The sequence below is a fragment of the Vibrio sp. 10N.222.49.C9 genome, from assembly GCF_041474985.1.
Lineage (GTDB): Bacteria > Pseudomonadota > Gammaproteobacteria > Enterobacterales > Vibrionaceae > Vibrio > Vibrio crassostreae_C.
On record NZ_JBFRVD010000018.1, the window covers coordinates 399,254 to 404,144 of the forward strand.

The 4,891-nt window shown below is 42.0% G+C and carries 2 protein-coding genes and 9 tRNA genes; 10 read left to right on the forward strand and 1 reads right to left on the reverse strand.

The window, feature by feature from the left end; genetic code table 11:
- Positions 1-67: 67 nt before the first annotated feature.
- The 10 genes from AB4585_RS08260 (at position 68) to AB4585_RS08305 (ending at position 3,273) form a co-directional block, all read left to right on the forward strand.
- Positions 68-143 (forward strand) — tRNA-Asn (locus AB4585_RS08260).
- A gap of 71 nt (positions 144-214) precedes the next feature.
- Positions 215-290 (forward strand) — tRNA-Thr (locus AB4585_RS08265).
- Between the two features lie 7 nt (positions 291-297).
- Positions 298-373, forward strand: a tRNA-Phe gene (locus AB4585_RS08270).
- A gap of 56 nt (positions 374-429) precedes the next feature.
- Positions 430-505: transfer RNA gene (locus AB4585_RS08275), tRNA-Asn, on the forward strand.
- Between the two features lie 382 nt (positions 506-887).
- Positions 888-2,513 (forward strand): methyl-accepting chemotaxis protein, encoded by a 1,626-nt coding sequence (locus AB4585_RS08280; RefSeq protein ID WP_372169535.1) that lies wholly within the window; start codon positions 888-890, stop codon positions 2,511-2,513.
- Positions 2,514-2,748: 235 nt separating this feature from the next.
- A tRNA-Phe gene (locus tag AB4585_RS08285) sits at positions 2,749-2,824 on the forward strand.
- 56 nt (positions 2,825-2,880) lie between these two features.
- Positions 2,881-2,956 (forward strand) — tRNA-Thr (locus tag AB4585_RS08290).
- A 24-nt stretch (positions 2,957-2,980) separates the two neighbouring features.
- A tRNA-Asn gene (locus AB4585_RS08295) sits at positions 2,981-3,056 on the forward strand.
- A gap of 36 nt (positions 3,057-3,092) precedes the next feature.
- Positions 3,093-3,168 (forward strand) — tRNA-Thr (locus AB4585_RS08300).
- A gap of 29 nt (positions 3,169-3,197) precedes the next feature.
- Positions 3,198-3,273: transfer RNA gene (locus AB4585_RS08305), tRNA-Asn, on the forward strand.
- Between the two features lie 344 nt (positions 3,274-3,617).
- Here AB4585_RS08305 and AB4585_RS08310 read toward each other — a convergent pair.
- Entirely contained in the window at positions 3,618-4,013 is a 396-nt protein-coding gene (locus AB4585_RS08310; protein ID WP_017060180.1) for a DUF2391 family protein, read from the reverse strand.
- Positions 4,014-4,891: the final 878 nt, after the last annotated feature.

Below are 4,891 nucleotides of genomic sequence, written 5' to 3' on the forward strand. Positions count from 1 at the left end.
TCGAGGCACCATTATTTGGTACTTAACAAATAATGGTCTTTATAGACCTGATGTTGAGACAAGTAATTCCCCTTTAGTTCAGTTGGTAGAACGGCGGACTGTTAATCCGTATGTCGCAAGTTCAAGTCTTGCAAGGGGAGCCATTTTTAAAGGACTTCATTTTATATGAGGTTTTAATTGAAGAGTTTAACTCTTTAAGCAAAGAATTTAGTGTGCCGACTTAGCTCAGTAGGTAGAGCAACTGACTTGTAATCAGTAGGTCACCAGTTCGACTCCGGTAGTCGGCACCATTCTTTTGCCTCGATAGCTCAGTCGGTAGAGCAGCGGATTGAAAATCCGCGTGTCGGTGGTTCGATTCCGCCTCGAGGCACCATTATTTGGTGCTTAACAAATAATGGTCTTTATAGACCTGATGTTGACACAAATAATTCCCCTTTAGTTCAGTTGGTAGAACGGCGGACTGTTAATCCGTATGTCGCAAGTTCAAGTCTTGCAAGGGGAGCCACATTCAAGAAAGCCAAGTCGAAAGACTTGGCTTTTTTTCGTTTGAACAAAAACAAACTCTATTCAATATACACATCAGCTCCTCACTAACTCTTAATCAGTCTCGATAAATTGAGTTATCTCCTTTTAGTACTCTTACTACAGCAGTTGATTCTAAGTTCTATAAAGCATATCCACTACAACAGAACCAACGCCTTATAAAGTTCATGACCCGCTAATATTCACATTAAAACAAATAGAACCAAGTCCTGTTACTTTTTTTTCTTCGAAAATTTAATCCCTATCATACTTTGATGTCTTTCTAATATCTGCCTTACACCACTTAGATTAAGATTCGATGAATTATACCTAATACTAATTATTGAATCGCTGCGCGGGGAAATATGAAACTAAAAACGCAAGCTTACTTATTATCGGGCATCATCTTGATCGCCCTGCTAGCACTGACGGCTACAGGCTTATGGACCTTAAGAGTTGCTAGCAACATGGACAACAAAACTCGCGTAACAGAGCTGTTTAAGAGCGCATACAGCATTCTTACTGAAGTCGAAAAAATGGCGATTGATGGCACACTAGAAGAAGAGCAAGCCAAGCAACTAGCTACTCGCCTTCTACGCAACAACATCTATAAAGATAATGAATATGTTTACGTAGCCGATGAGAACATGACGTTTATCGCGACACCATTAGATCCTCAACTGCACGGAACCAGTTTTAACGACTTTAAAGATGGCGACGGCAATAGTGTTGGGCAGCTAATCCAAAGAGTACTTGGTAATCGTACTGGCGAGATCATTGAGTACACCTGGACACAAAAACTGCCAGATGGAACGATTGAAGAAAAACTGTCTATTGCAGAGAAAACGCCACATTGGGGTTGGGTTGTCGGCACTGGTATCGGGTTCAATGAAGTTAACGCTCGTTTTTGGTCTACTGCTCAATGGCAGCTATTCCTTTGTGTCGTGATTGCTGGTCTTATTCTGGCGAGCCTAATTGTATCCATTAAACGCATGCTAGCGCTTCTTGGCGGCGAACCTAAAGACGTACGAGAAGCAGTACAAGCCGTAGCACAAGGTCGAATTCAAACCTCTTTCGAAACTCAGGCAATTGACGGCAGTATCTATCACGCCGTACAACAAATGAGTAAGTCATTGGCTGAGCTAGTATCAAACCTTGACGCTTCAATGCTGGCATTAAGAGGCGAACTGCAGCGCGTAGAAGATCGCGCTGGGTCAATTGGTCAACTGACAGACACCCAACAGCAATCAACAGAGATGATCGCGACAGCAATGACCGAGATGGCCTCTTCAGCCAATAACGTAGCTGCTTCAGCTAGCGATACCGCGCGCAACACCGACGAGGCCGACAAACAGAGCCAGCATACCCAACAACTCATTCACAACACAGTAGATAACATTCAAGGCTTAGCAGGCCAACTAGGCACAGCAAGCGAAGCTGTCGCTAACCTAGATAACGATGTAAACAACATTGCAAAAGTATTGGATGTGATTGGTGATATAGCGGAGCAAACTAACCTATTGGCACTAAATGCAGCCATTGAAGCAGCTCGAGCTGGCGAACAAGGTCGTGGATTTGCTGTTGTAGCAGATGAGGTTCGTAACCTTGCAGGCAGAACACAATCGAGCACAAAAGAAATCCAATTAATGATTAATAACCTTCAAGAGGGATCTCGCAACGCAATTCAAACCATGGAAGTGTGTGCCGCGACCAGTGAAAGCACCGTAACAGAGTCTCAAAACGCCTCTGAAGCACTACAACAGATTGTTGTCGCATTAGAGTCCATTTCATCAATGAGTCATCAAATCGCAACAGCGGCCGCTGAGCAGACTCAGGTGAGCGATGATATATCGAAGCGTATCAATATGATCGAAGAGAGCGGTAACCAACTGAGCAATGTCGTAACAGAAAGTCATAACAGCACCCAAACTCTTGCCTCTCTTTCCAACGAATTAGAAGCTTGGGTTAATAGGTTTGAAGTAAAACACTAAACTCCCTAGAAAATTTTCAAATAAAAAAGCACGTTTTCATACGTGCTTTTTTTATTTCGGCGCCCATTCAGTGTAGTTAACCGTAGTTTTACTATCTTTTAGGGCATGCTAGACCTAGGTTTTTCACCCCAAATGAGCAAAAACAACCCACTAAGTATAGAAAAACATCAAACGATACTTTTTTTGCAATTTAATGTTGACCCAGAACGCGAAAACACGTTTAATACACCTCGTCGCCCGGATAGCTCAGTCGGTAGAGCAGAGGATTGAAAATCCTCGTGTCGGTGGTTCGATTCCGCCTCCGGGCACCACAATTTATTTGTTGGTGTCTTAGACAACAACAGTAAAGCACAAAGAAATATTATGTGCCGACTTAGCTCAGTAGGTAGAGCAACTGACTTGTAATCAGTAGGTCACCAGTTCGACTCCGGTAGTCGGCACCATTTCTTTAAAGCTTTAAGAATAATTCCCCTTTAGTTCAGTTGGTAGAACGGCGGACTGTTAATCCGTATGTCGCAAGTTCAAGTCTTGCAAGGGGAGCCAAGTTAATCATCAAGCATAAGCTTTTTGATTCATGATGCCGACTTAGCTCAGTAGGTAGAGCAACTGACTTGTAATCAGTAGGTCACCAGTTCGATTCCGGTAGTCGGCACCATTCTCTTGATTAGAGACTAAACAATCAATTCCCCTTTAGTTCAGTTGGTAGAACGGCGGACTGTTAATCCGTATGTCGCAAGTTCAAGTCTTGCAAGGGGAGCCAATTAAAAAAAGCCGCATCATTGATGCGGCTTTTTTGCATCTAAAGATCCTAACTTATTAATACAACTACCCTCACCTTTCAAATATCGTATTCAATTCAGAAACCAACCGTTTTTATATCCTTCCAAAGCTACAAATCTTCGCTACTTAATGCTCTTCAAAATCTCCCAACAACAAACGACACATTCACGTAAGAGTCAGTCACAGTACGTTGCTACTCATTTTATTGACTAGGAGATCGGTTGAAAAAATCAATACTAAGTTTGGAGGTAAGAAAGCTAAATAACGAATCAAGTAAGCGCTGAAAAGCTCTGTAAGACACTTCAATCCAAATTGATACACAGATTACTCTTTATCAAAACTATCCACTACAATAGCGCCCATAGAGGCTGGCATTGAAATAACAATCACTCTTTTGATCGATACGACGGGATCACTCAATAGAGGTAATTTGTCCAGGCAAGTCAGTACCAAAGCAACGACCAATGCCGTCATAACATAAGCAATCACTATTCTGAAAATAAACACCGGCAACCGAGCAACAACATCTTTTTGAAAGACACTCTCATACGTATAGAAGCCTAAGAACACCGCAGACAGTAAAAATAGCAGCAATAGATTAGCGGTAGGTAAAGTCTCCCCTAACTTCCAAGCCTCTTCAGAAAAAGAAATCGGCACGGCCAAGGCAAAAGATCCCACAAAGATCTGGCTCGCATCTTCAAAGTTAAAACTCAATTTCATAATTCGACCCATTAGGTTTAAGGCTTTATCTAATTCTGAAAAGAATCACAAAACTATCCGCCGATGATTTGGGGGATTTTTATTTCTACTAAGCAAACAGTAGTGACCTTCTAGCTTCATCTTAGTCGCAATAACCAAAACATAGCTTGAACTAACCAGCAAGAAATCAATATGCTCAGAGCAAAACGGTCAACACGACTGATTAATATCGAGTCAACAAACACATCAAAATCGAAGACAGAGTGGTAACCCCTAATATACCAGCACCTAGAACCAAAGAATCTAAATCCGCAGGGTGATAAACGTCACTTCACGAATACGAGGGATGCTCTATTTCTTAGCTTATATACCCCTCAGGCACCACTTGGGAACACACTTAGCGACTCTCACCTTTAAGCTGAATCTAGCCTACTTTCACCCTTTGAAGTACTTAGAACGAGTCGCTCAATACCATCGAGAGTGGTTTTAAGCTCAATGCATAACAAGAGACATTAAGTCGACTCATTATGAGCTCTAGCGTTCTTAAGAGAAGCCTCCATGATAGAGCCCTAATTACACGTATCCTATAGATTCACAGATAGAGCAGAAGTCAGATTTCGTAGCCGAAAGGCTGTTAACTAATACTGAGAGCCGCTCACTTAATAAAGGAAACATCTACAGCGCGTATGGCTCGAGTATCTGAATGCTAAACTTAAAGCTATATACGTTTGAAATCATGCTCGAGTCACCTCACAGCTGGAATCAGAAATGATGTAGTCCTAATCATGAGTTGGTTTTGGGGAACACCTGAGCTAAGAGCTGTGGGCTGCGGGAAAATCTTTTGTGTAAGTTATTCGACTGACGTGCGAAACACTATGATTTATACCAATTAAAGTAAA

Coding starts and splice junctions, on each gene's coding strand:
- AB4585_RS08280 (WP_372169535.1), top strand. CDS start 888: ATGAAACTAAAAACGCAAGCTTACTTATTATCGGGCATCATCTTGATC.
- AB4585_RS08310 (WP_017060180.1), bottom strand. CDS start 4,013: ATGAAATTGAGTTTTAACTTTGAAGATGCGAGCCAGATCTTTGTGGGA.